Annotated in this window: 26 protein-coding genes and 1 tRNA gene; 13 read left to right on the forward strand and 14 right to left on the reverse strand. The window is 34.3% G+C overall.

Annotated features, from left to right (window positions below; translation table 11 throughout):
• Positions 1–87 precede the first annotated feature (87 nt).
• Entirely contained in the window at positions 88–915 is an 828-nt protein-coding gene (gene map / locus SKM54_RS07795) for a type I methionyl aminopeptidase (RefSeq protein ID WP_154772466.1), read from the reverse strand.
• A 211-nt stretch (positions 916–1126) separates the two neighbouring features.
• Between map and rpsB the strand changes: the two genes are divergently transcribed.
• The 3 genes from rpsB (at position 1127) to SKM54_RS07810 (ending at position 3482) form a co-directional block, all read left to right on the forward strand.
• Complete coding sequence (gene rpsB, locus SKM54_RS07800) at positions 1127–1873, forward strand: 30S ribosomal protein S2 (RefSeq protein WP_154772465.1); 747 nt, start codon at positions 1127–1129, stop codon at positions 1871–1873.
• Between the two features lie 141 nt (positions 1874–2014).
• Positions 2015–2896, forward strand: a complete 882-nt coding sequence (tsf, locus tag SKM54_RS07805) for a translation elongation factor Ts (protein ID WP_154772464.1) — start codon at positions 2015–2017, stop codon at positions 2894–2896.
• A gap of 88 nt (positions 2897–2984) precedes the next feature.
• Positions 2985–3482 carry a DUF3465 domain-containing protein gene (locus tag SKM54_RS07810; RefSeq protein ID WP_321095057.1) on the forward strand — a complete coding sequence of 166 codons (498 nt, stop codon included), beginning with the start codon at positions 2985–2987 and terminating at the stop codon, positions 3480–3482.
• A gap of 223 nt (positions 3483–3705) precedes the next feature.
• Here the strand turns inward: SKM54_RS07810 and SKM54_RS07815 are convergent, their stop codons facing one another.
• The 7 genes from SKM54_RS07815 to SKM54_RS07845 all read right to left on the reverse strand — a co-directional run bounded on the left by SKM54_RS07815 (position 3706) and on the right by SKM54_RS07845 (position 10115).
• A complete protein-coding gene (locus SKM54_RS07815; RefSeq protein WP_154772462.1) occupies positions 3706–4320 on the reverse strand; it encodes a septal ring lytic transglycosylase RlpA family protein in 615 nt (204 codons plus the stop codon).
• A 294-nt stretch (positions 4321–4614) separates the two neighbouring features.
• A complete protein-coding gene (mltB, locus tag SKM54_RS07820) occupies positions 4615–5616 on the reverse strand; it encodes a lytic murein transglycosylase B (RefSeq protein WP_321089979.1) in 1002 nt (333 codons plus the stop codon).
• A gap of 21 nt (positions 5617–5637) precedes the next feature.
• The gene (gene rodA / locus SKM54_RS07825) at positions 5638–6780 is read right to left on the reverse strand and encodes a rod shape-determining protein RodA (protein WP_321095059.1); all 1143 of its coding nucleotides are present in this window, start codon (positions 6778–6780) and stop codon (positions 5638–5640) included.
• 136 nt (positions 6781–6916) lie between these two features.
• A complete protein-coding gene (locus SKM54_RS07830; protein ID WP_321095060.1) occupies positions 6917–7567 on the reverse strand; it encodes a hypothetical protein in 651 nt (216 codons plus the stop codon).
• 27 nt (positions 7568–7594) lie between these two features.
• On the reverse strand, positions 7595–8407 hold the full coding sequence (queF, locus tag SKM54_RS07835; RefSeq protein ID WP_321095061.1) for an NADPH-dependent 7-cyano-7-deazaguanine reductase QueF: 813 nt from the start codon (positions 8405–8407) through the stop codon (positions 7595–7597).
• Positions 8407–9180, reverse strand: coding sequence for an ABC transporter permease (locus SKM54_RS07840; protein WP_321095062.1), 774 nt, complete (start codon positions 9178–9180; stop codon positions 8407–8409). Before SKM54_RS07840 ends, queF begins: the two co-directional genes overlap by 1 nt.
• Positions 9180–10115, reverse strand: a complete 936-nt coding sequence (locus tag SKM54_RS07845) for an ABC transporter ATP-binding protein (protein ID WP_311917671.1) — start codon at positions 10113–10115, stop codon at positions 9180–9182. The genes SKM54_RS07840 and SKM54_RS07845 overlap by 1 nt, the downstream gene beginning before the upstream one ends.
• A 178-nt stretch (positions 10116–10293) precedes the next feature.
• On the opposite strand from SKM54_RS07845, the gene SKM54_RS07850 reads away from it, so the two are divergent.
• The 5 genes from SKM54_RS07850 to SKM54_RS07870 all read left to right on the forward strand — a co-directional run bounded on the left by SKM54_RS07850 (position 10294) and on the right by SKM54_RS07870 (position 15567).
• Positions 10294–10369, forward strand: a tRNA-Arg gene (locus tag SKM54_RS07850).
• A 415-nt stretch (positions 10370–10784) separates the two neighbouring features.
• Positions 10785–12995 carry a TonB-dependent receptor domain-containing protein gene (locus tag SKM54_RS07855; protein ID WP_321095063.1) on the forward strand — a complete coding sequence of 737 codons (2211 nt, stop codon included), beginning with the start codon at positions 10785–10787 and terminating at the stop codon, positions 12993–12995.
• A gap of 57 nt (positions 12996–13052) precedes the next feature.
• On the forward strand, positions 13053–13853 hold the full coding sequence (locus tag SKM54_RS07860) for a hypothetical protein (protein ID WP_321095064.1): 801 nt from the start codon (positions 13053–13055) through the stop codon (positions 13851–13853).
• 71 nt (positions 13854–13924) lie between these two features.
• Positions 13925–14734, forward strand: a complete 810-nt coding sequence (locus tag SKM54_RS07865) for a DUF4198 domain-containing protein (protein ID WP_321095066.1) — start codon at positions 13925–13927, stop codon at positions 14732–14734.
• Between the two features lie 194 nt (positions 14735–14928).
• Entirely contained in the window at positions 14929–15567 is a 639-nt protein-coding gene (locus SKM54_RS07870; RefSeq protein ID WP_321095067.1) for a hypothetical protein, read from the forward strand.
• A gap of 49 nt (positions 15568–15616) precedes the next feature.
• Here the strand turns inward: SKM54_RS07870 and SKM54_RS07875 are convergent, their stop codons facing one another.
• The 5 genes from SKM54_RS07875 to SKM54_RS07895 all read right to left on the reverse strand — a co-directional run bounded on the left by SKM54_RS07875 (position 15617) and on the right by SKM54_RS07895 (position 18971).
• On the reverse strand, positions 15617–16156 hold the full coding sequence (locus SKM54_RS07875) for a serine O-acetyltransferase (protein ID WP_321095068.1): 540 nt from the start codon (positions 16154–16156) through the stop codon (positions 15617–15619).
• 367 nt (positions 16157–16523) lie between these two features.
• Positions 16524–16877 carry a hypothetical protein gene (locus SKM54_RS07880; protein WP_154772450.1) on the reverse strand — a complete coding sequence of 118 codons (354 nt, stop codon included), beginning with the start codon at positions 16875–16877 and terminating at the stop codon, positions 16524–16526.
• Positions 16878–17093: 216 nt separating this feature from the next.
• On the reverse strand, positions 17094–17663 hold the full coding sequence (locus SKM54_RS07885) for a hypothetical protein (protein ID WP_154772449.1): 570 nt from the start codon (positions 17661–17663) through the stop codon (positions 17094–17096).
• 78 nt (positions 17664–17741) lie between these two features.
• Entirely contained in the window at positions 17742–18440 is a 699-nt protein-coding gene (locus SKM54_RS07890; RefSeq protein ID WP_154772448.1) for an exonuclease domain-containing protein, read from the reverse strand.
• Between the two features lie 90 nt (positions 18441–18530).
• The gene (locus tag SKM54_RS07895; RefSeq protein WP_321090845.1) at positions 18531–18971 is read right to left on the reverse strand and encodes a hypothetical protein; all 441 of its coding nucleotides are present in this window, start codon (positions 18969–18971) and stop codon (positions 18531–18533) included.
• 387 nt (positions 18972–19358) lie between these two features.
• Here SKM54_RS07895 and glyA point away from each other — a divergent pair, with 387 nt between their 5' ends.
• The 5 genes from glyA (at position 19359) to SKM54_RS07920 (ending at position 24348) form a co-directional block, all read left to right on the forward strand.
• Positions 19359–20612, forward strand: coding sequence for a serine hydroxymethyltransferase (gene glyA / locus SKM54_RS07900; RefSeq protein ID WP_154772446.1), 1254 nt, complete (start codon positions 19359–19361; stop codon positions 20610–20612).
• 160 nt (positions 20613–20772) lie between these two features.
• Entirely contained in the window at positions 20773–21177 is a 405-nt protein-coding gene (rnk, locus tag SKM54_RS07905; RefSeq protein WP_154772445.1) for a nucleoside diphosphate kinase regulator, read from the forward strand.
• Between the two features lie 169 nt (positions 21178–21346).
• Positions 21347–22138 carry a tellurium resistance protein gene (locus SKM54_RS07910; protein ID WP_154772444.1) on the forward strand — a complete coding sequence of 264 codons (792 nt, stop codon included), beginning with the start codon at positions 21347–21349 and terminating at the stop codon, positions 22136–22138.
• A gap of 15 nt (positions 22139–22153) precedes the next feature.
• On the forward strand, positions 22154–23284 hold the full coding sequence (locus SKM54_RS07915; RefSeq protein ID WP_321089988.1) for a toxic anion resistance protein: 1131 nt from the start codon (positions 22154–22156) through the stop codon (positions 23282–23284).
• A 155-nt stretch (positions 23285–23439) separates the two neighbouring features.
• Positions 23440–24348 (forward strand): hypothetical protein, encoded by a 909-nt coding sequence (locus SKM54_RS07920; protein WP_321095070.1) that lies wholly within the window; start codon positions 23440–23442, stop codon positions 24346–24348.
• Between the two features lie 25 nt (positions 24349–24373).
• Here the strand turns inward: SKM54_RS07920 and SKM54_RS07925 are convergent, their stop codons facing one another.
• A complete protein-coding gene (locus tag SKM54_RS07925) occupies positions 24374–24979 on the reverse strand; it encodes a DsbA family oxidoreductase (RefSeq protein WP_321095071.1) in 606 nt (201 codons plus the stop codon).
• Between the last annotated feature and the right edge of the window lie 4 nt (positions 24980–24983).

Raw genomic sequence — 24983 nt, forward strand, 5'->3', positions numbered from 1 at the left:
AATATATTTTAATAATCAATAAAATTTAGTTATAAAAAATGGCTGCCGAAGCAACCACTTAATTATTTATAAAGATTTAAAATAAAATTAAACATTAAAACGAGATAAATCTTCTTCAGGACGAGCTGTTAAAACTTCAACGCCTGTTTTTGTTACAAGTAGAGTATGTTCATATTGAGCAGAAAGTTTATGGTCTTTCGTTACAACTGTCCATTTATCACCAAGAAGTTTAGTTTGCCAAACGCCTGCATTTACCATAGGTTCAATGGTAAAAGTCATGCCTTCTTCTAAGATCATTCCTGTGTTTGGTTGACCGTAGTGAAGCACTTGAGGTTCATCATGGAAGGTTGTGCCAATACCATGACCACAGTATTCACGAACAACGCTAAAACGTTCAGATTCAACATATTTTTGAATAGCATGACCAATATCGCCCATTGTAGCGCCAGGTTTTACCACAGCCATACCGCGGTACATTGCTTCTTGTGCAACATTACATAAACGATTTGCCAAAATTGAAGTTTCACCACCAACCAAATACATCATATTGGTATCGCCGTGGAAACCATCTTTAATTACGGTTACATCAATATTTAATATGTCGCCTTTTTTCAAAACTTTATTTTCCGACGGAACGCCATGACAAACAACATGGTTTACAGAAGTACAAATAACGTGTTGAAAAGCAGGGCGACCAGGTGCTGCGCCATAGCCTAAACATGCAGGAATGGCATCTTGTTTATTGACAATGTAGTCATGACAAATCGTATCAAGTTCAAGTGTAGTAACACCTGGAACAATATGCGGTTTGATCATATCCAAGACTTCTGCAGCAAGTCGACCTGCAACACGCATCTTTTCGATATCTTCCGCAGACTTAATTAAACGACGTGGTGCTTCGTAAGTATTGCTCATGATCTTTAAAAACTTTTGGAAATTTATATGTGACTATGGTATAAATAGCCGCCCATTTTATCAAATGCTTTTTCGTGAATTAATTTCACGGGCTTTGTGCGATGGGGCAATAAAATCCGCACATATATCGACACATATCTCTGGGTGCCTTTTATAAAGGTGGAGAATGCGGGTATATGGAGGCCTAACCCAAACATTTAAGGTAAAGAAAATGGCAGATTACAACGTAGGAATGCGCGACCTTCTTCAAGCTGGTGCGCACTTTGGTCACCAAACTCGTTTTTGGAATCCAAAAATGAGCCAATATATCTTTGGTGCACGTAACAAAATTCACATCATCAACCTTGAGCACACTGTTCCTGCGTTAAACGATGCTTTGAACTTTGTTAACAACTTAGCTAGCAAAAAGAACAAAGTATTGTTCGTTGGTACTAAGCGTGCAGCTTCTGCGATCATTCGTGAACAAGCTCAACGCGCTGGTCAACCATATGTAGATCACCGTTGGTTAGGTGGTATGTTGACTAACTGGAAAACTCTTCGTCAGTCAATCAACCGTCTAAAAGACCTTCAAGCTCAATCTGAAGATGGTACTTTCCTTAAGCTTACTAAACGTGAAGCTTTAGAACGTACTCGTGAAATGGAAAAACTTGAACGTGGTCTTGGCGGTGTTAAGAACATGGGTGGTTTACCTGATGCATTATTCGTAATCGACGTTGATCACGAAGCAATTGCAATCAAAGAAGCTAAAAACCTTGGTATTCCTGTAATCGGTATCGTTGATACAAACTCTAACCCAGACAACGTAGACTACGTTATTCCTGGTAACGATGATGCGATCCGTGCAGTAACACTTTATGCTTCTGCTATGGCTGATGCTATTCTTGCTGGTAAAGAATATGCTCAATCACAAGCAAATGCACAAGCTAAAACTCAAGAAGCTCCTGCTTCTGAGGCTTAATGCGTTTGACGCAGGCTTGTCATTTTTGCGACATGTGATCGTGGCAAACTAAGCGTTATGTATGCAGACGGCCCATTGGATACCTTTGGGCCGTTTCTGTTCTAAAAAGAATTCATTTTCTACCGAATTTAGGAGATTCTCATGACTGCTATTACTGCAAGCATGGTTAAAGAATTGCGTGATCGTACTGGTCTTGCAATGATGGAATGTAAAAAAGCTTTGACAGAAGCTGGTGGTGACATCGAATTAGCGATTGACAACCTACGTAAATCTGGTCAAGCAAAAGCAGCTAAAAAAGCTGGTAACATTGCTGCTGACGGTGCAATCACAATTGCTCAAGAAGGTAACAAAGCACTTCTTTTAGAAGTTAACTGTCAAACTGACTTCGTTGCTAAAGACGAAAACTTTGCAGGTTTCTCTGCTAAAGTTGCTGCTGCTGCTCTTGCTGCAAACACAACTGATGCTGCTCAAATTGCAGAATTGAAACTTGAAGATGGTTCAACTGTTGAAGAAGCGCGTATTGCTCTTGTTCAAAAAATCGGTGAAAACATCCAAGTTCGTCGTGCAACTATCGTTGAAGGTGACAACCTTGCAGTTTACAAACACGGTTTAAAAATCGGTGTTGTTGTATCATTTGCTGGCGATGCTGCTACAGGTAAAGGTTTGGCTATGCATATTGCTGCATTCAACCCTGTTGCTGTTAATGCTGAAGGTGTTTCTGCTGAGCTTATCGCGAAAGAGAAAGAAATTGCTGAAGCTAAAGCGATTGAATCAGGCAAGCCTGCTAACATCGTAGAAAAAATGGTAACTGGTTCAGTTGAGAAATACTTGAACGAAGTTGTTCTTGAGCGTCAACAGTACGTAATCGACAACGATAAGAAAGTTGCTGATGTTCTTAAGGCAACTGGTACTACAGTTGCTCAATTCGTTCGCTTCGAAGTAGGTGAAGGTATTGAGAAGAAAGCAGAAATGAGCTTCGCTGACGAAGTTGCGGCTGCTCAAGCTGCGGCTGCTGCACAATAATTTTGACCGTTTAGGTGAAAATTAAAAAAAGTCCCTTCTTTCTGGGGCTTTTTTTATGCGTAAAATAAAGAAAATTAAAGGAATGAATATGAAAAATAAGACGAATTTAACGATAGGTGGTGTCATTGCTCTTCTAGTGGCTGCATATTTTGGTCTAGATACTCAGCAAGAAAATGCAGCTGTTCAACCATCTACCACGCAGAGCAAATTCAATTCTAAAACATCGCAAGAGATTTCTTCTGCACAGCAGAATGGAACGCGTGTTATAGAGCATGCCTTTAAAAATAAGTTAAGTGATATACAGGTTGAAGGTGCGGGGAAGGTTGTTGCAATACTATCTGATGATAATGAAGGCTCGAGACATCAAAAGTTTATTTTAGAATTAGAAAATGGTCAGACAATTTTAGTTGCACATAATATTGATTTAGCTTCTCGCTTACACAATTTAAATAAAGGTGATCGAGTTGAGTTTTTTGGCGAATATGAGTATTCCTCGAAGGGTGGAGTTATTCATTGGACGCATCATGATCCGCGTAAAAAGCATCCTGATGGTTGGCTAAAACATAATGGAAAAACGGTAAAATAAGTTTGAATATGTATTTAAAATGAAAATTCGCTCATTTGCTAAATTTTAGCTATATTTTTAATTTAAGCTAGTTGGGTAGCAAAAATATAAAAATATTCGAATTTCGAGCATCTATGATTATTTTTAAGGGGGAAATGGTGCAAGGGAAATGCTTAAAAATTGTAGAAATAAAAAAAGCCACGTTTTTCGTGGCTTTTTAATCAAATGTAGTGAGAGGTAAAAATTAAGAGTTAGGACCTGCAACACGCTCAATGCTTACTTTAGTTTGACCAGCATTTGTAAAGCCAAGTTGCTTCGCAGCACCGTAAGATAAATCTAGAACACGGTTACCATGGAAAGGACCACGGTCATTCACTTTTACAACAACACTTTTACCTGTTGCGTTATTTGTTACACGAATATAGCAGTTTAAGGGTAGTGTACGATGAGCCGCTGTCATAGCATTCATGTCAAAAGTTTCGCCACTTGCTGTTTTACGGCCGTGGAATTGACGACCATACCAAGAAGCAACACCAGTTTGACTGAATTTACGAACTGTATTTGATGCTACAGTGTTTAACTTTTCAATCACAGAAGGCTCTTCTGCTGGAATTTCAATTTTCGCAGCAATTGTTTGACGACGAATTTTGTCGGCAGAACGCTCAGTGATTGAAAGGCTATTAAGATTTGAAAGGTGAGTATTAAAGTTTTGAGCGTCTTTATTTAGAACGCGCGCAGCTAAACCCGAATTTTCAGAATCATTGATAAATGATGATGACTGCACCATTTCTGCTTGAGACTGACTTAATGTAAATAAGACTGTCGTGGCAGTAAGTATATATTTCAGCGAAGAATGCATTATTGATTAAACTCCTAGGCATTTTCTAAGTTATTTCAACAATTTAATTCGCTGAAAATGCAGAAATGATGCCAATTTTTTCACTTTTGCAACTACATTTGATGAGTAGGATAATATTCATCCATGTACAAAGGTGTCTAGTCTGAATACATAAAAATTGCAAAAAGTCTCAAAAAGTGCGTTTGTTTGATTAAAAAATAAACAAATATGTAACATAGTATATAATATGGTTAATAATTAATCAATAAGTGTGATAAATTACTAGACTTTCTAAATATGTTGGAAATTTTTAGTTTAACGACTAGCCACTTCTGTCCCTAACAACCACAGTGCAGTCGCATACATACGGCTTCTATTATATGTAGTGATGACTTGGAAATTTGGATATGTAATGTAATAAATTGGTCCATAACTTTCTTGAAGTTGAATGACATTTACCAAATCTAGATCATCAATTTTAACCAAAGGGTTTAGTGGTGTAATACCTTGAGTTTTTAATACACCATAAGGAATAGGTTGTGTTAAATCCTTAGCGATAATGGAATCAGGGTTATTACCTGTATAACGAGCTTGGAATGCAATAGGCTGGTCACGTTGCCATCCATTTTGTGCAAGATAATTTGCAATTGAACCAATTGCATCTACTGCAGAATTTCTTAGGTCGACATGACCGTTATTGTCATAATCTACGCCAAATCTTGGAATGTTACTTGGCATAAATTGAGGATAGCCAACAGCTCCGGCATAAGATCCAACAATTGAATTTGCTGCCACACCATCTTTATATGACCATGCAATAAGTGCTGCTAATTCATCTTTGAAATATTGCGCACGACGCTCATACCCAAAACCTAAAGTGGCTAAAGCATCACGGGTAACAAAAGAACCTTTGTTAGAGCCGTAACCTGTTTCAACACCTAAAATACCTAAAATGACAGATTGAGGTACACCAAATTGTTGTTCAGCTCTATTTAAGGTATCTGCATATTGGTTTTTAAATGTTACACCACGTTTAATAGTGCCTTCAGACAAAAAGTTAGTTTTGTATGCATACCAAGGTTTGCTTTCACCTGGGCGGTTCATAATATTAATAATATTAGGTAGGTTTTTTGCACCATCCATTGCCCAATCTACTTGAACTTCAGTCAGACCATAAGTCTGCATGGTTTGTTGTTTGAAGTTTTGGTAGTCGATAGAAGATTTAAAGTCATTGGCATGGCTAAAACTGGCTGAAGAAAGTACGCCAAGTATTAATGGTAAATGTTTTATTTTTTTATAGAATTTTAAAGTAAACATAAATACTAAGTTCCAAACGTATTATCTGTGTGTATAAATTGACATGACGATGCCAAAAGATGCCATTAGCGTAATAATTGCCGTACCACCGTAACTCATAAATGGTAAGGGAATACCTGTAACAGGTAATATACCGCTAACCATGCCTGCATTGACAAAAACATAGACAAAAAAGGCGAGTCCTAAGCCACCTGAGAGCAGTTTTCCGTAATTATCTAGAGAATACATACTAATTTGCATGGTTCTAATGATAATTGCAAAATAAAGTAGCATTAAAATAATTATACCAATAAAACCAAACTCTTCTGAGAATGCAGCAATAATAAAGTCGGTGTGTCCTTCGGGTAGGTAATGTAGATGGGATTGTGTACCCGATAAAAAACCTTTACCTGAAAATCCACCAGAACCAATCGCAATTTTTGATTGAATAATATTCCAACCAGAACCCAATGCATCCGCTTCAGGGTTAAATAAAGTCATTACACGTTTTTTTTGATAATCGTGTAATAAAAATTCCCATAAAAAAGGCACAACCACAGCAACAGCTGTTCCTGCAAATACAATTAAGCGCCAAGATAACCCACTGAGAAACAATACAAACATACCGCTTGCCAAAACTAAGGCCGATGTTCCCAAGTCAGGTTGTTTGGCAATCATCAAAAATGGCAAAATAATTAGGGCTAAAGTAGTAATAATACGTACAAAGGACGGAGGCAATCCTTTACGGGACACAAACCATGCAGCCATCATGGGCATTGCAATTTTCATAAATTCACTAGGCTGAACACTTCCAAAACCTGGAATATCGATCCAACGTTGAGCACCCATACGAACTTCGCCAATCACAAAAACCAAAGATAGGGCGATTAAACCTAATATGTAAAAGAAAGGGGTAAAGGTTTCATAAATTTTAGGCTGAATTTGAGCAAGGCAAAACATGACGATACAGCCTATGCCAAAGCTCATAATTTGCTTGGAAAGCATTAAGATATTTTGATCAGAGGCGCTATATAAAGTAATAAATCCTAATAATGCGGTCAGCGAAATATACAAGCATAACCATGGATCTAAATGGAAACGCTGAAAAGTAGATATCTTATTTGACTTGCCTAATCCATTACGTGGCGAATAGCGCAAAAATTTATATTGAATGTCTGAAGACATAAACTAAATATAGGATTAATTATAATTCTTTGGATGCTATCACATGAAAAGTCTGATTAATAATGAATCTGAAGATATTGATACAAAAAAAGCCTAAGTGATATTAGGCTTTTTAAATATTTTGAAAAAATTTAGATTAAGGATGAAATAAAGTGTCGTGATATTCGGCAAGAATACGCAATTCGTCTTTATTTAAGTTTAAGAAGATTTTATCCGTTGCAATATGCACAGCTTTGGTTACGGCAGAAGCCCCAATATCCGCAGCTTTACGTTTAATCATGCCTAAATCTAAAGTTTTATTAAAATCGGTCATAAAGTGGCGAACAGTCGCTTCAGCAAATTGCTTGTATAATTCTGCTAAAGCGGCTTTGTTCACATCATTTCCTGCTTTAATTTCAGCAAATGTAGTTTTTAAGTTTGTAACTAAACTCGCATCTAAGTGTTCGCCAACGCGTAAATTTCCATCGGCATCTTTAAATAAGCTGCTATTTGAAAATTCAATAGATGGCTTAACCACGTCATTAGAAGCTTTGCTCATGAGCTGTTTCAATAAAACGGCAACTGTCGATTTTACATAACCAGCCAATTTTTCAGCAGTATCACGTTTATCGCTTTGTGGAAAACGATGAACAAGCTCAGTCAAAATCGCATCAATAATTTCATCATTAATGAGTAAAGCTGTTTTATCACGCAGTGGATAAAGTGGCTCACTTGAGTTTTTCTTTTGCTGAGCGGTTTGAATGCTGTCTAAAAGTTCCTTAGATGGAATAAATCCAAAAAATGGCATAGTTGTTCAACCTCAATGTTGTTTATTTTATTGTCGCGCCAATCGAATTGGGCGAGGCATCCATGTTAAGTCAGATACACGGCATGGATTGATATCTAAACCACCACGACGTGTATATGTTGCATAAACCATTAACTTTTCAGGGTTAAGGTTTTGCCAAATATCGGCAAACATTTGTTCCACACATTGCTCGTGGAAACCATTATGTTGGCGATATGAAATGATATAAGCCAAGAGACTTCTGTAACACGGCTTTTTACCCTTGAAACGTATAAATACAGTACCCCAGTCGGGTTGTCCAGTGACTGGACAGTTACTTCGTAATAAATGTGAGTAGAGTTGAACTTCGACATCTTCATTTGAATCATCAAGTTTTAATAAAGATGAATCTGGATGATTTTCCAAGCGCTCAGGTAGAAGGTTATCAATACAAATACCTTCAGGTTGTGCTATGTCTAACTCATTGGCATCAAATAGGTCGATTGTGACTTCAGCTTCTGCAGCAGCAGATAAGTCTTTTTCTACCGTAGCAATAAATGCTTCTTTCGAATCGAATTTAGTAAAGTTCATACTATTAAAGTAAAGCTTTAAAGATTTTGATTCGATTAAATTAGGTGACGAAGCGGGAAGTGTTAAACGACCAATTGCCACTTGTGGAATTCCATGCGCATTGAGCCATGAAATTTCAAACACATGCCACCAATCTTTGCCCTGACGAATATGATTGATATGACTATAAGACTCACGTGCTTGTTCACGAGAGATTGGAAATAAAATATCGGGTTGATATTCTGTTGGGTAATTGGTGTCTTTACCCAATAAAGATTTTTCTACGCTCATTATTCGCGCATTCCTGAACCACGAGAAAGTAAATAGTACGCAATGCCATATAACACTGCACAGAATAAAGTAATTACCGCTAAAGATAGCCCAACATTAACATCGCTATGACCTAAAATGCCGTAGCGGAATGCATTGACCATATAAACAATGGGATTAATTAAAGATAAATTTTGCCAAAATGGGCTAAGTGCCGAAATCGCGTAAAATACACCGCCTAAGTAGGTGAGTGGTGTAAGTACGAAGGTTGGAATAATTGAAATATCATCAAAAGATTTAGCATAAACAGCGTTAATAAAGCCGCCCAATGAAAATAAAAATGATGTGATAAGTACAGTATAAATTGTCACAAACCAATTGGTAATATAAAGGTCTGTGAAAAATAGGCTCATTGCCGTCACAATAATACCAACAAGCACACCACGGCACACACCGCCTAATACATAGCCCCATAAAATGGCATGTAATGGCACAGGACTCATAATGAGTTCTTCAATACTTTTTTGGAACTTAGCACTAAAGAAACTTGAAGATACGTTGGAATAACTATTGGTGATGACCGCCATCATAATTAAACCAGGCACAATAAATTGCATATAGGTAAAGCCACCCATTTGCCCAATTCGTGAACCCACTAAGTTCCCAAAAATAACAAAATAAAGGCTCATGGTAATTGCAGGTGGCAACAATGTTTGTGGCCAAATTCGCATAAAGCGACGAATTTCTTTATGAACAAGTGTGTAGAGCGCAACGCGAAGTTGAGAAAAATTCATTATTGCGCTGCTCCATCAAGATTTTTTTCAACCATTTTGACAAATAACTCTTCAAGACGGTTCGATTTATTACGCATACTACGGACTTGGATGCCTTGAGCTTCTAATAATTGGAAGAGTTCATTTAGGCTATGAGCTTTATCCATGGTGACTTCAAGTGTTAAAGGATCAATTAAATTAAACTGAACGCCAATAATATCTAAAGACGGTGCTTGAATAGGTTGTGCTAAATCGAAAATGAATGACTCTTCATTAAGTTGATTCAAGAAGTTTTTCATAGAGGTATCTTCTTTAATCACACCGCGGTCAATAATTGCAATTTGACGACACAACATTTCAGCTTCTTCTAAATAGTGTGTCGTTAAAATAATAGATGTACCTTTTTCATTCATTTCTGTGAGGAAATCCCACATGGAACGTCTTAACTCAATATCTACACCAGCAGTAGGTTCATCTAAAATAAGGAGTTTAGGGTTATGCATCATGGCGCGAGCAATCATTAAACGACGTTTCATACCGCCTGAAAGCATACGTGCTTGAACTGCACGTTTATCCCATAGACCTAATTTTTCTAAATATTCTTCAGCACGCTGTTCTGCAAGCTTTTTAGGAATACCGTAATAACCTGCTTGAGTTACTAAAATATCAAAGGTTTTTTCAAAATGACCAAAGTTAAATTCTTGAGGCACAATGCCTAAGCATTGTTTTGCTTGAGATGGATGTGTGTCTAAGTTATTGCCAAAGATTTCTACTGTGCCCGAAGTTTTCTTGGTCAAAGAACTAATAATGCTAATAGTGGTTGATTTACCTGCACCATTTGGACCTAAAAGTGCATAAAACTCACCTTCGGGTACAGTTAAATTTACGCCTTTTAATGCCTGAAAACCATTTTTATAGGTTTTAGACAAATCTTTGAGCACTAATGCATCGGACATGTATTTCTCACTTGTTCAATATTAAGCATATTGTGAGTGATCTTGACTCAGAAACCAAGACGATGAATGAAATACTGCGTTGTATTATGTGAACATTGTATAAACAGTAAGCACTAAAATAGAGGCTATCTATATAGTTGCTTTATCTTTTAGTTTTTTTTGTTATGATGTGCGTCGCGCGCTCATAGCTCAACTGGATAGAGTACAGGTCTCCGAAGCCTGTGGCGTGGGTTCGAGTCCCGCTGAGCGCACCATTTTTAATATAATAAAAATTAATGATTATTTTAATAAGTTTAAAACCCTTTCTTCTAAAGTAGCCTCTAATACTTAATTTATATCTACTCATTATTTAGGATGGAGGTGGTATTTTCCTATTATCTAGCGCCGAAACGTGTAGAAATTCCTCTTTATTATTTAACAATCCTTTAGTTAAATTTTATTTTTAAATCATTGATACATAACATATAAAAAAATTTAATTTAACTTAAAATAGCAAATCATATTATTAAAAATAAAAGACTTATTTAAATGGGTTGTTGTAAATAATAGAATAAATGATTATGATTCTCATTATTATTTATGAGTTGTATGGTTTTAAATATGGCTTTAAGTAATTAAAAGTAATCAATTAATGATGAAGAACATCATTTATAAAATGGATTCATTCAAATGAATACACAAAAAATTCTATTAAAACAAAGATATTTAACAATTTGCTTATCAGTCATTATGGGAGGTGGGTTTGTTACGCAAACTCATGCAAAAGGTAAGGAGAGTAAAGTATCTTTACCGGCTATTACTGTTTATGCAGAACATGAAAAGCAAGCGAGTTCCTTAATATCCATAAATAAAGAAAGTTTAGAGCAAACAGGCGTACAAAATATGGCAGATGTTGTTAAATATCTTCCATTAGTAAAAGCACCATTTTCAGTTTATGGAGGTGGTAGTTACATGGATAGCCCTGGTACAAGTAGTATTAATATTCGTGGTTTAGATGCAAATAGAATTGGTTTAGATATTGATGGTGTCGATGTAGCTGAAGCTGCCATAAGTCCATATATTCCTGCTGCAAGCATGAGTAAGCGTGGTGCGGGGCGAGATTATATAGAACCAGAAATGTTGCAGTCAGTTGATATTGCATCGGGTACGGTTGATGCATCTAGTGATGGTATTGGCGGGCGTGTTTCATTTAAAAATAAATCTCCCAATGATTATTTACAGAATGGAGAAAATTTTTATGGTGCAGCAAAAGCTGGTTATAGCTCAGCAGATGATGCATGGCTAACTTCTGTTACAGGCACTGTTGGTAATGAAAAAGTTAAAGCTTTAGTGGCTTATGCTCATAGAGAAGGTCATGAAATAGATGGAAACTCAAAGACAAAAGCGTTCGATGCAAATTGGAACTTAGATGCGGCTTTAGCAAGTTTAAGTTGGAATTTAAATGATCAACATCAATTAAATACAAGTCTTGATATTTATAGAAAAACTGTCAAAACATTTGGCATCGATGCAAGTGCATCAAGCATGTTTAAAACAGATGATGCTGTACAAAATCAAAAAATAGAACGCACAACATTTTCTGTAGAAGATATTTATTCACCATCTGAATTTGTCATGTTTGATGAATTAAAAACCAAAGCATGGTATCAAAAGTCAGAAAATAGAGCACAAACAATTTACAACACTGGAACCTATATTCGAGATTTTTGGAATAGTTATGACCAGACAAGTTTTGGATTAAAGTTCGATGCTAAAAAAGCCGTAGCAAATCAAAAATTAAGATATGGATTAAACTTTGAACGTAAAGAATATGACAGTGATCGTTATGAAATACGTAGTAATGGAATGAAACCACCTTTTTCAGGCACATATTTAACAGCATCTACATTAGATCGTTATGCTTTGTATTTATCTGATCAATTTGATTTCGAACCAAAAGGAAAAGCTTTATCGGTTACACCATCTTTACGTGTTGAACATCAACAGTATCGCCCTGAAAAATCTGGTTCAAATATTCATGATCGTGATTTTACTTATGTTGCACCTGGTTTGACTGCAAGCTACCAAATGACACCAGGGAATTTTACATATTTAAAATATGCGCATGGTGCTCGAATTCCATCACCCATGGAGATGGGAGGATCTTATGAAACATCCAATGGTGCTACATATTTAGTGATGGGCAATTCTGACCTTAAAAAAGAAACCAGTGATACTTTTGAGCTTGGTCTTAAAAATGATGCGATTGATGGTTTGAAGTTTGGTTTGACAACGTTCTACACAAAATATAGTGATTTTATTGATTACTACAATCATGAAGATAAAATTCCTGGCTATTTCTTGGTGTACCGTGCTGAAAATATTGCCGATGCAGCAATTTGGGGAGCTGAGTTTAATGCCCATGTAGATTTAGGTCATTTTATTGATCAAGCGCATGGATATAGTTTGGCATTAGTTGCAGGGAAAACTAAAGGGCATGCTAAAGACAATAATGGTAATAAAACAGGAATGAATTCGGTTCAGCCTGAAAAAGGTAGCTTTACTTTCGCATATGATGATCCGAATAAAATTTATGGTTTTGGTTTAACAACAACAGCAGTTGGTTCAAAAACAGCAGGTAGAGATGTAAGTTCACTTCAAGCCAACTCAGAAGAAACTAAATATAAAAAGGTTAATGGCTATACCGTTTGGGATTTATCCGCATATTGGAATATTAATAAAGCGACAAAATTGAATGTTGCTTTGAATAACATTTTTGATAAAACCTACTGGGACTACTCGGCTGTTGGTACTTTGAAGGCAACAGATCAGCAAACATTAATTGATCGTGCTGCTGCGCCTGGGCGTAATGTTGTTGCGAGCGTTGAATTTAAATTTTAATAAAGAAACATAGTAATAAAAGCATCTATTAAGACATCTATTTGTAGAGAAATATTTATGAAACAACTCACTAAAATTGCGTTAAGCCTTTCATTAATTTGTGCATCTGTATCGGTTTTCTCGGCTGAAAAAGCGAATAAAGACAGTACATATCAGCAGGCTTATGCTTTGTATTTACTTTATCATCCAGAGAAAAATACAAAGAGCATTGTTCAACAATATGAACAAGATTATGCAAATTTGTTTAAGGAAAATAAGAAAGCGAATATTGATCAATTTGTTCAATATGAGCAATCACGCTTAGAACCAGTATTAAAACAACGTCGTGAAATGTCTTTAAAGCAAGCTTATGTGCGTTATGGCATTTTGGATAAAAATAGAGATCAAAAATTAACCTTAAAAGAGTTTCAAGAAACAGGTGTAAAAACATTTGATGAATTTGATGAAAATAAAGACGGAATTGTGAATGCTGAGGATGCAAAACTTAATTCAGCAAATAAAGGTACGCATGATGGATTCCGTATAAAGCTTCCTATTTCAATGCCTATGGCAAGTAACGGAAATGAGTTTATTCAGCAATATGGAAAAGACAAAAACTATGTAACATTGGGTGATTATTTAACAGCTCGGGATCAACAATTTTTTGCAACAGATACATCTGGTGATTATGTTGTGACAGAACATGAATATGTAAATGAATTTATGCAACGTTTTGATAAAAATATAGAAACTGGAAAAACTCAAATGCAAGAACTTGCTGTACAACAATTCAAAGTCATTGCAAAAGGTAAACCAACGCTTGAAGCGAGCGATATTACAAAATTTGCAAAGCAAGTTAATCAATCAATTAGCAAATAAATATTTAGATAAAAACATCTTAGTTTTTAAATTCTGAGATGTTTTATTTTATTGTAGAAAAGGATTTAAAAATGAAAAAAGCATTATTAGCATTGGTCGTGAGCTTGGTATCTGTAAATAGTTTTTCCCATGCTCCATTTGTGGCACCAACTAATTTTATTGTTGCAGGTGGTCATACTGCTGTGTTTGCAGGTTTTGCAGAATTACCATTTGATTCTGAAGTGGCAATTCGAGGTTTTGAATTTAGCTTGTTTAATCCAAATGGAGAGAAAAAGGTATTACCTTTAACCAATACAAAAGCAGTTAGTGTTGCAGATGTGGAAACCTCACAAGAGGGTACATATCAAGTGATTGGTCAGCGTAAAGCAGATATTAAATATGCAAATTTAGATCAAAGATGGTTGCGTGTTTTAGACACGAAAGATACAAAGTTGAAGCCGTTGTCTGAACGTGATTTTATTTCAGAATTAGAAGTTAATGAAAAAACTCCACAAGTATCAGTTAAGCGTTTTGATGATGTAATTACTTATTTTTCAAAAGGGAAAAGCTCAAAGTTAGTTAAAAACTCTGATGCAAATTTAACCTTAGAATATTCAGTTCATCCAAATGAATTAAAGAAAAATCAGCCTTTAATGATTGATCTTGCTGTTAAGGGAAGAGTAGCTAAAAACTTTAATGTAGAAGTGGAAAAGCAACATATAAGTTTGGGCGAAAAAGATGTAGTGATGAAAACTATTTCAAATAATAAGGGTAAAGTTATTTTAAATTTCTCTGAAACTGGCGCTTATATAGTGACAGTTAGTTCGCCGGATACAGAAGAAAAAGTTAAACCAATAGCAGATGTTTATAGAACAATTATTAGCTTAAATGTAAGTGAATAATTGAATTAATTTTTATCTTATATTCATACTAAAAAACTCCCTGTTAAGGGAGTTTTTTATATAAGTAACATCTAAAAAATTAAAAGTAAATGTGGAATATGGTTTTTGTCAATTAGTAAAAATAAGTATTTATTATAATTAGATAAAAACATATTCTTTGCATTCATTTTAATATTTACAAAGAGTTTAATAATATGAAAAAGCTAATTTTAGCAGGGGTGGTAAGTTTAGTTTCAGCAGCTACATTGGCAGATCAACCTTTAACTATTCAAAATAGTGCGCCTGCAACGCTAGGTACATCACCAAATTATGTATCTAATGCATCAAATCAAGACCAAAATAAATTTTCAGTAAAATTAGGTTATGCAGGAAATAAAATCGATTCGAACGCATATGCACGTTTAAATGGTTTTGAAATTGGTGCTGCATACGATTTTAGTAATTTTGGTATTTGGGCAGAATACGAAAACCAAGAAGATGGTGATGCAGATTTTGATCAATTTGCGGCGGGTGTTCAGTATAAATTCTATAATCAAAACAATGTTTATGTACAAGGTGCAACAGGTTTAGGTTATGCAAATTTAAAGGTAACAGAAGTTGATGGAACAGATACTTATAAATTAGATGGTGATTATCTTTATATTCCTGTAACTGTTGAAACAGGTTATATGTTTACGCCTAACTTTGGTGCTTATGCGACATTAGGTTACAAATGGTCATTTAATCAAAACTTAAAAGCGTATGAAAACGGTGTGAAAGTTGCTGATGATAAATCAAGCACATCAGATTTACATGGCGTTTCTTATGGCTTTGGTGTTCGTTTCGCATTCTAATTTAGTACTTTGAAAAACCGCCTAAGTGGCGGTTTTTTAATTGAAAATATTATTGAATAATCCAACGTCTATTTACCGATTGACCTGCATTATTGTAATTAATGACTTTGGCATAATTACCAACAGCAGTTGCATTTTCAGGAATATCTTTCGTTACAACGCTTCCTGCACCAATTGTTGCATTATCACCAATTTTTACATGATCAATAATGCAGACATTTGGACCAATATAAACATTATCGCCAATAATAGCGGCTTGTTTTCCACCATTAGCACCAATGGTTGTAAATTGAGATAAATTTACATTGTTGCCAATAATTGTAGTTGGATTAACAACTAAAGGTCCGCCGTGCCCAATATATAAACCAAAACCAATTTTGGTATTACAGTGAATATCGATACTATATTTTTTCTTTTTATAATAAAAAATTGGATAAGCTAGTTTACCAATGATTGTTTTTGAACTTGCAATACGCAACCAAAAACTAAAATTAAAGCCTCTATTAAAGAAGTAATTTTTAATAAAAGATTTAAGTGATGTATTACCACAATATCGATAAAGGTCACTTAGAATATATTGCACAATCATTATGTTTTCCAAACAAGGGTAGGTAGCTTTAAATACCTAAGGAAAGTTTGCAGATTTTAAAACAAATATGGATAGAATTAAAAACAAAGTATTTAAAAGATAAGAAAATTATTTTTGTTTAAATCATAAGCATAATATTTTGAACTTATTCTAGAAAAACTCAATAGATATTTAGATGCGTTATCGTTTAGAAATGTTTTTCTATCTTGTTGTTTTTATTGTCTAGTTTTATATTTAAAGGACAGTAGGTCGTGTAGACACTACAAAGAAGTTGGACGGATCACTGACAGCTCATTGAGTTTAACTATTTAAACAAGAAATCAGCACTAGCCTTCCAACCAAGAGCTCGCAGAAATGCGAGCTTTTTTTATGATGGGGAATGTAATTTAATTTCTACGTCATATTTTGAAAATTCACGCATGATCTCTTGGAAAATATGATTTGCTTTTAAATCATTTAATGCTAAGGAAATTTCCTGTTGAGCTGCACCATCAAAACATTCAAGTTGCACAATATTCCACATATTTTGATTTTCTAATTGTTCTATGACCAATCTACGTGCTTGAAGCTCAGACACTGCTTGTCTTGGAATAACATTCGTCATTGCTAATTGAATATGATCCAGTTGGTTTTGTGGGCTTAAAAAAGTAAATACCCAATTTCCAACTTTGCTTAAATGCATTGGATTATCAAATTCATCAAATTCAAATGAATACAGCATAATACTTAAATCTAGACAAAGGATATGCTGAGTTATCTCTTAAACTACATAAAAGTGATATACAAATAAGGTCGTATTAAAAATAGAAATAAAACTTAATATGGATTGGTGATTTAATTATTTTTATAAAAATTAGTAAGATAGAAGTAAAGTGGAGGAGGCTTTACTTCTATGTTAATCATAATTATGAATGAGCTTACAGCTAAAAGCTCTAAATTATTTGTTAGTAATTTTTACAAGTGAATAATTAATTTGGCGTAAGTACAAATTAAGTTGATTTGGTTGGATTCTTGACTCTTGTAAATGTGTAATCCATTGAATACGGCATTGTTGCAACATATCGACATTTAAAGCATGTTCAACTTTTGTGATTAATGGTTTCGCAAGCAAGCCACAATATTGTTGTAAGCTTGTTTTCATGAGCTCTTTTACTTCTTCTAAACTTAATGCTACTTCGGCTTCAGTATTAAAAAAGATTTCATCAATTTCATTTGCTGTATTTTTAATTTCTATTGAATCGGTATGAGGTTCATTTATTATCGTGCTTTCATTCGAATGATTGATTTCTGTTTTTAAAACTTGTTCATTTTTATTATAAATTAAACCTTTTTCATATAAAAAATCTAAAATTTCAGGTTGAACTATACGTGTTTTTGTCTCGCTGTTTACCGCGGCTAAATCGAGTGTATCAATAAGTAATAAAAGTTGTCTTTGTCTTGCATTTAATGGAATTGAGCGGTCTTTTAGAACTTGTTGACCTAATTCTGTTTTTGAAAAATGTTGCATGCTTTAATTTATCCCCACATAAATTAAAGCATATGCTAATGAATGAAAATTACACTAATATGAAGGATTTGTTAAACATTATAATGTTGTTATTGCATTATTTTCTAAAGCCTTACGAAGATATGGATCTAAGTCATCTTGACGCATCAACCATTGAATATAGTCGGCTGGCAATTCAGAAATTTGAGTACCACGATGTTTACCAAAATTAATTGTTCTTGGAATTCGAGCATCTTCAGAAATTTCAAATAACTCTTCCATGCTATTAATTTTTAATTGATGAACAACATGCATTAAAATATTTGCAGTTAAAATAATGTCCATATCTGCACGATGCGCTTTTTTAATCATATCGCGGGCTTTTTCGCTGCCTTTGGTAATCATATAAATAAGTGCAGAAATGTTGTGTGCTTCAGCATCTGGCCAAACTTTACGCGCAAGAGCAAGCGTACAAATTGCTTTAATATTCGAGCTATTTACACCACATTTTTCAAGCGCACGAATGTCATAATCAATATTGTGGCCAATAATATAAGTTGTTTCTGCAGGTAATTTGAACGTAGTGTAATGTGGTTGATTCACCAAGTCGGATTCTAAAATATGATGAACCGCCATTGCGGCAAAAGAAATAGGTTCATCTACAGAATAAAGCTGATCAAATAATTTCGATTTATCTAAAGTTAATTTGCCATTTTCAATGTGAATTGGCGCATATGCAATTTCAATAGGTTGACCATTTAATGTGTGCGTTTCTGTATCTAGGATAATGGCTTGCATATCGCATTCCAAAAGAATTAGTAATTCTGTTGAATTTAACATTATCGTTTAATGGGTGACAATTAAATGCAAAGATATAGAAACGAAAATCTACTTATATTTAGAAATAATGTTTTGATAGTCTATTTTTAATTCTGAACTAGAAATTAAGCCTTTATATAAATGTAAGGGAATACCATCTTCACAATCGACTAATTTAATGGCTTGAGTGCCATCTCTATATTCAAAAATAGCGCAGGGCATTTTATCTTTGTCTAAAACAATAAATCTTTTTTGTTTAATGGCGATGTCAAAATCTATAAATGTTTGTTTGAGTAATCTTAAAAATACACTTTCATTTGCACTTAAAAGATTTAGTTCACGAATTCTGTCGCTATCAGTTTGATGGTAACTTTTGAGTTGTAATTTTTGTTGATGAGTCATTGGTCGGTAATATGAACGATGATTTTGTTTGGGTTGAGATTTATTTAAACGTGCCTTAATGCAAAAGCCCAATATAAATCCAAGTGTTAACAAAACAAGTTCATACATGATTTTTTTCTATAACGCTAAAAACTTGAATATAACTTATGAAAACAAGGACTTCAATTTTATGTTTGATCGAATGGTCTAAACTTGATTTTTGCCTCAAATTTCAAATTGATTAATAAATATCTAAACAGAATAAAGAGGGGGAGAAGAGTTGTTCATTATGATGATTTTTGGAAAAATTATACTTTGATGATTTAAATCAATATTTCAAAACTTCAATATCATTTCAATAAGTTGTTTTTACTAAAAAAAGAGTTTTTTTTGAAAACATGCATAAATTTTATGTAAAAGTGAGCAAACTTCATTCTCTAAATTTATAAACTTCATGTTACACTATGCGCCAATCTTAGCACGGCTTAAAAGCCCTAATTTAATAGGACCTCGCTAATGTTTGCCAATATCTCAGTTGCTGAATTTGATCCAGAAATCGCGAAAGCTATTACTCAAGAAGATGCTCGCCAAGAAGCGCACATCGAGTTAATTGCTTCAGAAAACTATTGCTCACCAGCAGTAATGGAAGCTCAAGGATCAAAACTTACTAACAAATATGCAGAAGGCTACCCAGGCAAACGCTACTATGGCGGTTGTGAATACGTAGACGTAATCGAACAATTGGCAATTGACCGTGCTAAAGAACTCTTTGGTGCAGACTACGCTAACGTTCAACCACATGCTGGTTCTCAAGCGAACTCGGCTGTTTACTTAGCACTTCTTAACCCAGGCGATACAGTTTTGGGTATGAGCCTTGCTCACGGTGGTCACTTGACTCACGGTGCAAAAGTAAGCTTCTCTGGTAAAACTTACAACGCTATTCAATACGGTTTAAACCCAGAAACTGGTGAAATCGATTACGAAGAAGTTGAACGTTTAGCTGTAGAACACAAGCCACGTATGATCGTTGCTGGTTTCTCTGCGTACAGCCAAATTGTAGATTGGCAGCGTTTCCGTGATATCGCGGACAAAGTTGGCGCTTACCTATTTGTAGATATGGCTCACGTTGCTGGTTTAGTTGCTGCTGGCGTTTACCCAAGCCCAGTTCAAATTGCTGACGTAACAACAACTACGACTCACAAAACACTTCGTGGTCCACGTTCTGGTTTAATCCTTGCAAAAGCAAATGAAGAAATCGAGAAAAAATTACAGTCTGCTGTATTCCCAGGTAACCAAGGCGGTCCATTAGTACACGCTGTTGCTGCTAAAGCTATTTGCTTTAAAGAAGCTATGGCTCCTGAATACAAAGCTTACCAACAACAAGTTGTTATTAATGCTCAAGCAATGGCTGAAGTATTAATTGCACGTGGTTACGAAGTTGTTTCTGGTGGTACTAAAAACCATTTATTCCTATTGTCTTTAATTAAACAAGACATTACAGGTAAAGAAGCTGATGCTTGGTTAGGTGCTGCTCACATTACTGTGAACAAAAACTCTGTACCAAACGATCCACGTTCTCCGTTTGTTACTTCTGGTATCCGTATTGGTACACCTGCTGTGACAACTCGTGGTTTTGGTGAAGCAGAAGTACGTGACCTTGCAGGTTGGATCGCTGACATCTTAGATGCGAAAGGCGACGAAGCTGTTATTAACGCTGTTAAAGCGAAAGTTGAAACTGTTTGCGCTAAATTCCCTGTTTACGCTAAATAAGTTCTACTTGAGAAAAGCCCCCTCAAGGGGGCTTTTTTTATAGCTATTAAAAATGAAAAGTTAACTAATCTTTTTTATTTCTGTTATAAAAGAATGAGAAATAAAAATAATTTTATTGGCTGTGCAAACTAAGCTTTATAAAAGTATAGGAACAAATTTAATGTCAAAACCAAATATTATTCTTTCAGAACAAGATTTGCATCGTTTAGAAACAATGCTTGAGCATCAGACAGTATTAACTCCAACTATGAAACATTTGGAAGATGAATTGGCACGTGCAGAAGTTGTTGCACCTAATGATGTACCGACAAATGTTGTAAGTATGAATGCGAAGGTACTTATTACACTTGCTCCATCTAAAGAATCTACGGAAGTAACTTTGGTTTACCCACATGACTTTAAAGGTGAAAAGGGGCAAGTGAATGTTGTTGCACCTGTAGGCGCTGCAATTTTAGGATTATCTGAAGGGCAAGAAATTGAATGGCCTCAACCAGATGGTCATATTATGAAAGTGAAAATTGAGAAAGTGCTTTATCAACCAGAGCGTGAAGGTAATTACTTATAATTCATGTGTTGTTGAAACTAATTAGCCATGAATGTTCATGGCTTTTTTATGTGAATGATTTATGTAATAAAACTATGAAGTTAAATAGACTTTTTAATTGCAAAACTTCAACAAAATCATAAGATAGATTCAGTACTATAAAATAATGTATTTATGAGCATTTTAAATAATGTCACAAATTGAGCATCTTGTTCCGTTAAAGGAAATTATCATTGATCGAAACGAAGTGTTATCGATTAAACGCGATGATTTAGTGCCATTATTAAATGATCAATATAAGTTAAATCATTATGCAGACTCGATTATTCAAGCACAGGCTTTATTATTAGATGGTGTAGATCCTTATTTAACTTTGAAATTAAGCCAAACAATTGAACAGTTAATTCAAGCGTTAGCCAAGTCTCAAAAATATTTGAAAAAGCGTAAATTTAATAAAGTACAAAAATGGCTAGGAATAGATATTGAATATGGTTCAAGCCAAATTGAGTACTATAAAAACTTAAATGAATTGTTAGATCGAGCAGATGATTTAAGCCAAAAATTGCAAATTGAAATCCAAAAATCACAGGCGCGTTTTAAGCAGCTTATTAGTTTACGTTCGAAAATGTTTCAATATATTGTGTCTGCGGAAGAGTTTCTTTTGGAATATCCAAGTTTTGTGAAAGACATTCATCCTTTAGATCAATTTTCTGAAAGATTATCCAAGAAAATTAATACCTTGTATACACTGCAAGCCAGTAATGATATTGCAATTACACAAATGCAATTATCACAACAACTTTCATTTGGCTTGTTAGATCGTTTTAAAGAAGCGCAACAAGTTTTAATTCCTGCATGGCAATATCATGTTAAACAGAGTCGACAAAGTAATTCGACAGTAGAGCTTGAAAAGCTTGATAATAGTCGTGAAACTTTGATTAGAAATTTAAAAAAATCACTAGAGAAGCCCTCTAATTCATAAGCTTATAGGTGAAATATGACAAATTCTGAAAATCATGTTGTTGTAGAAACTTCGATTGAACAAGTAGAGCAAAAGTTTCAGCAATTGAATTTGCAAGAAATTGGCTTACAAGCATCAGATTTTAATGAAGTGCTTGTTGCACAAAAAGAGCTTTCAGATTTAAGTCATAATTCTGTTGCTGAATACGGAAAAAATATCGCGAGTAAAACATCAACTTATACAGATGAATTGTTGAGCCTTGTTCAAAATAAAGACTTAGATGAAACAGGGCAAAAGTTGAATCAAGTAGTACAAGTTGCACAGCAATTAAATACATCGAGTATTTTAAATAAGTCTAAGGATTCTGGTTTTTTATCCAATATTTTTAATAAATTAAAAGGTGCTAAGCAAAATTTTGATCACCAATTTAATAATACTAAAGAGCAAATTGATGTTTTGGTGAAAGAGATTGAAAACTCACAAAATGGCTTAAAAGCACGTGTAAGCACTTTAGATAAAATGTTTGAAGGTGTGCAAGATGAATATAAACAGCTTGGTATTTATATAGCTGCTGGAAAATTAAAAGAGCAAGAGCTTCAACAGGAAATTGCTGTTTTAACCAATCAAACTCCAGACCAAACCACCACACAAAAGATCTACGATTTGAATCATATTGCGAATAACTTAGAAAAGCGTGTGAGTGATTTAAAAGTTTTACAACAATCTGCAATGCAAACTTTGCCGATGATTCGTATTATTCAGTCGAACAATTTAATGTTAGTCGATAAGTTTTATGCCATAAAAAATATTACTTTGCCTGCTTGGAAAAACCAAATAAGTTTGGCTATTTCTTTACAAGAGCAAAAAAATAGCGTTCAACTGGCAAATACAATTGATGATGCAACCAATGATTTGTTAAAGCGCAATGCAGATTTATTGCATCAAAACTCGGTAGATACAGCAAAAGCGAATCAACGTTCAGTGATAGATATTGAAACACTTGAACACGTGCAAAATACCCTCATTAAAACGGTTAATGATGTGATTCAAATTCAGAAGGAAGGTGTAAAAAAACGTGAAGAAGCAAGTGATCGTTTACGTACTTTGCAGAATAATTTGAATCAATTGGTTCTTGAGTCTAGTTCGAGTGAATCTAGAAAATCTTAAAATTCGCTGCTTAAAATTTTCGTTAAAGCTAAGTTTTAGTACAGAAATTTTATAGATTAAGTTAGATATCTTTCATCATTCTTGGCACTTATTTATCTATTTCTTATATAAAAAAGTAAGTTGATTACGGATCTTTTTCACTTTAGGAGTTTAATTTGTCTCCCTTAGATGAATATACATTAAGTCAGCAACAAATTGAGCAAGGTGTTGTTGTACTTAAAAAAAGACACAGAAATTTGATGTTATTAGCAATGACAACATCAACTGTTTTTGTCGCATCTGTTTTATCTATATTTATTCAACATGATCTTATTTACAGCTTTTTCGGTTTATCTACTGAAGTAAAACAACTTCATATTGTTCCAAGTTTAAATGTAAATGTTGATCAACCTGCAGATTATTTTTTAAGTCTTTTATCTTGGTTTGGCTGGTTTATATTAAAGATATTTGTCTCGTTTATAGGAGCATTTTTTGTTATTCATTTTTTAAAGAAAATTAAATATTTTTATATTCGTTTTCAATCTTTTGTACTGAAGTTTGTAGGATGGCTTATTGCATTTATTTTGCTTTGGTCTAGCTTAACTTATGTTCAATACGATGGTGGCGATAAAAAAGCCCATGCGATTGAAAAATTAGTGAAATATGAAAGTAATATTCAAGAAAGCGAGATTGCACAATATTTGAAAAATAATGATGTTGCGAAGCCAATTCAAGATTACTTGTTAGCTCAAACAGCTTTATTGCATAAGCCTGCTGATAAGGCGTTGGCAATGGTATTTACTCAGAGATTAGTAAATGCAGAAAAAAATGATGTCAAATTTTTAGAATACGGTTTTCAGCCTGAACAAATTTGGATTTTGCAAAATCAACTTTATGGAAAAAGCATTACTTTGTTTGCGAAAAATGTTGATAAGCAAGCAACTCAGGCAGAATTAATTTCTAAATATGCACAAATTCTGATTTATGCTGTTATCGTACTTTCATTTATAGTGAGTTTGTTTTTGTTTGTTTTGGCATCCAACTTGAAAAAAAGAGCCATAAGAATTGAACAACGAATATTCTAAAAAAAGCCCCTTTCGGGGCATTTTATTAACTTGATTTCAGCAAGTTTTGTAAGTCACAGAAAGATCCATTATGTTCATAAATTTCACCATCCACCAAATAGTAGGGTGTAGGATGAGTCGGTAAAGACATAATACGCTTATGTATATCCTCAAGTTGTTGCGTAGTATCTTTTATTTTTATATTTCTCATAATTTTAGTGGAGTCTAAACCAACTCCTTCAATAATTTCATTCATAATTTTAGGATTCGAAATATCTGATCCTTTAGTAAATATGGCGTGAAATATTGCTTGCGTAAGGGATAATTGATCGAAGCGATGATCTACAGCCAAAATTGCTTGATGAGCAAGCGTGCTATTTGGCATATGTTTCATATGATCTAGGTCAATCACTAAATCTTGTTCATATGCAGCAAACTTCACTTGATCAAGCTTCTTATACGCTGCTTCTGTCCCATATTTATCTTTCAAATATTGAAGAATGTCTAAGCTGTCATTTGAAATTTCAGGCACCATTTTTACAGGTACTAATTCAACATGATGAATATTGGGTTCATCCCAAGTTTTTTTAAGCTGTTGAAATGCGATATAACTAAAAGGGTAGACCACATCAAATACAAATTCAATTTTCATAATA

Origin of the sequence: Acinetobacter faecalis (genome assembly GCF_034187745.1) — a bacterium.
Classification (GTDB): Bacteria; Pseudomonadota; Gammaproteobacteria; order Pseudomonadales; family Moraxellaceae; genus Acinetobacter; species Acinetobacter faecalis.

Excerpts from the sequence above, each read along its gene's own strand:
- SKM54_RS07860 (WP_321095064.1), top strand. The coding sequence starts at position 13,053 with ATGAAACAACTCACTAAAATTGCGTTAAGCCTTTCATTAATTTGTGCA.
- SKM54_RS07915 (WP_321089988.1), top strand. The coding sequence starts at position 22,154 with ATGACAAATTCTGAAAATCATGTTGTTGTAGAAACTTCGATTGAACAA.
- SKM54_RS07880 (WP_154772450.1), bottom strand. The coding sequence starts at position 16,877 with ATGCTGTATTCATTTGAATTTGATGAATTTGATAATCCAATGCATTTA.
- SKM54_RS07845 (WP_311917671.1), bottom strand. The coding sequence starts at position 10,115 with ATGTCCGATGCATTAGTGCTCAAAGATTTGTCTAAAACCTATAAAAAT.
- SKM54_RS07925 (WP_321095071.1), bottom strand. The coding sequence starts at position 24,979 with ATGAAAATTGAATTTGTATTTGATGTGGTCTACCCTTTTAGTTATATC.
- SKM54_RS07865 (WP_321095066.1), top strand. The coding sequence starts at position 13,925 with ATGAAAAAAGCATTATTAGCATTGGTCGTGAGCTTGGTATCTGTAAAT.
- SKM54_RS07890 (WP_154772448.1), bottom strand. The coding sequence starts at position 18,440 with ATGCAAGCCATTATCCTAGATACAGAAACGCACACATTAAATGGTCAA.
- SKM54_RS07895 (WP_321090845.1), bottom strand. The coding sequence starts at position 18,971 with ATGTATGAACTTGTTTTGTTAACACTTGGATTTATATTGGGCTTTTGC.
- SKM54_RS07855 (WP_321095063.1), top strand. The coding sequence starts at position 10,785 with ATGAATACACAAAAAATTCTATTAAAACAAAGATATTTAACAATTTGC.
- SKM54_RS07910 (WP_154772444.1), top strand. The coding sequence starts at position 21,347 with ATGTCACAAATTGAGCATCTTGTTCCGTTAAAGGAAATTATCATTGAT.
- rodA (WP_321095059.1), bottom strand. The coding sequence starts at position 6,780 with ATGTCTTCAGACATTCAATATAAATTTTTGCGCTATTCGCCACGTAAT.
- glyA (WP_154772446.1), top strand. The coding sequence starts at position 19,359 with ATGTTTGCCAATATCTCAGTTGCTGAATTTGATCCAGAAATCGCGAAA.
- map (WP_154772466.1), bottom strand. The coding sequence starts at position 915 with ATGAGCAATACTTACGAAGCACCACGTCGTTTAATTAAGTCTGCGGAA.
- mltB (WP_321089979.1), bottom strand. The coding sequence starts at position 5,616 with ATGTTTACTTTAAAATTCTATAAAAAAATAAAACATTTACCATTAATA.
- SKM54_RS07875 (WP_321095068.1), bottom strand. The coding sequence starts at position 16,156 with ATGATTGTGCAATATATTCTAAGTGACCTTTATCGATATTGTGGTAAT.
- SKM54_RS07840 (WP_321095062.1), bottom strand. The coding sequence starts at position 9,180 with ATGAATTTTTCTCAACTTCGCGTTGCGCTCTACACACTTGTTCATAAA.
- SKM54_RS07870 (WP_321095067.1), top strand. The coding sequence starts at position 14,929 with ATGAAAAAGCTAATTTTAGCAGGGGTGGTAAGTTTAGTTTCAGCAGCT.
- queF (WP_321095061.1), bottom strand. The coding sequence starts at position 8,407 with ATGAGCGTAGAAAAATCTTTATTGGGTAAAGACACCAATTACCCAACA.
- SKM54_RS07815 (WP_154772462.1), bottom strand. The coding sequence starts at position 4,320 with ATGCATTCTTCGCTGAAATATATACTTACTGCCACGACAGTCTTATTT.
- rnk (WP_154772445.1), top strand. The coding sequence starts at position 20,773 with ATGTCAAAACCAAATATTATTCTTTCAGAACAAGATTTGCATCGTTTA.
- rpsB (WP_154772465.1), top strand. The coding sequence starts at position 1,127 with ATGGCAGATTACAACGTAGGAATGCGCGACCTTCTTCAAGCTGGTGCG.
- tsf (WP_154772464.1), top strand. The coding sequence starts at position 2,015 with ATGACTGCTATTACTGCAAGCATGGTTAAAGAATTGCGTGATCGTACT.
- SKM54_RS07830 (WP_321095060.1), bottom strand. The coding sequence starts at position 7,567 with ATGCCATTTTTTGGATTTATTCCATCTAAGGAACTTTTAGACAGCATT.
- SKM54_RS07885 (WP_154772449.1), bottom strand. The coding sequence starts at position 17,663 with ATGCAACATTTTTCAAAAACAGAATTAGGTCAACAAGTTCTAAAAGAC.
- SKM54_RS07810 (WP_321095057.1), top strand. The coding sequence starts at position 2,985 with ATGAAAAATAAGACGAATTTAACGATAGGTGGTGTCATTGCTCTTCTA.